This window comes from Metallosphaera javensis (ex Hofmann et al. 2022), from assembly GCF_022064045.1.
Lineage (GTDB): Archaea > Thermoproteota > Thermoprotei_A > Sulfolobales > Sulfolobaceae > Metallosphaera > Metallosphaera javensis.
The window spans coordinates 1-943 of sequence record NZ_JAKNCW010000049.1 but is presented as its reverse complement, the minus strand read 5'-3'; the positions used below and the strand labels follow the sequence as shown (position 1 = coordinate 943).

Below are 943 nucleotides of genomic sequence, written 5' to 3'. Positions count from 1 at the left end.
AATTGTATAATCTAGGCGAAATTTTGTGAAGCAAATATATAATCTATAAGGAGAAAATTCAAATGATACACACACTACCTAAGATGATAGAAAACAGTATCTCGTGATTCAGCTACCTCAAACTACTGCAAGATTCCGAGTAAGGGTGCATTCGCCACATGAAAAACTGTCCATATTTCGGAATATTACTAACCCAAGAACATTTATCTCCTAAAATCGTAAGAAAAAAGATATTAACATTATAAATCGGTTTACTTTATATTGCTAGGAGGCTTGCCGGTTGAGTCCGAAGAGAGGCTCTTCTCTGAGTTGGTGTTGAGTGCCTTTGTTGAGGAGAGGCCTGTTGACATACCTCCAGATTCGGACAAGTTCTCCACTCTTATCATGCCATCGGAGGGCAACGCTAAGGGTAGTTCTTCCTCGCTATATCCTTCCCTTCTCATCCCGTATCTTTCGAGTGCGATGGAGTACACAGCCCACATATCAATGTCAGTCTTGGGCACTTTCTGACCATACAGAAGGGTCAGTACCAGATTGTATGCAAATATTATAGTGGCAAATCCGGCAAGCCAGCCCGCTATCATGAGGAGTTGATAGTATACCTCATAGAACCCAGCCCACGCCACTTCCCTTCTGATCAGCCCGAAGAATCCGCCTTCGCTGGATACAGCCGAGAACAGCCCCATTCCTGCCTGCCATCCCCAGAAGTGGAGCCATCCCAGTTTGGTGCTATACCAGTTCTTTCCCAGCAGATATGGGCCAGCAATGTACACCACGCCCAGCACGCCTCCCACCGAATAGAGCGCGAGCATTATGTGGAAGTGACCGAATATCCATCCAGTGTTGTGAATAGTCGGATCTAACGCGGGCGTCGGATTAGTGGGTTCCGCCTGTATCCCTCCTATGATGTTCCACACTGCAGCTGCAAATATGAAGGCAAATC

At 46.1% G+C, this 943-nt stretch carries 1 protein-coding gene; it reads right to left on the bottom strand.

Annotated features, from left to right (window positions below):
* Window positions 1-251: 251 nt before the first annotated feature.
* Window positions 252-943: cbb3-type cytochrome c oxidase subunit I (locus L3N51_RS12330; protein WP_238027514.1), on the bottom strand; the 692-nt coding region annotated here is incomplete at its 5' end.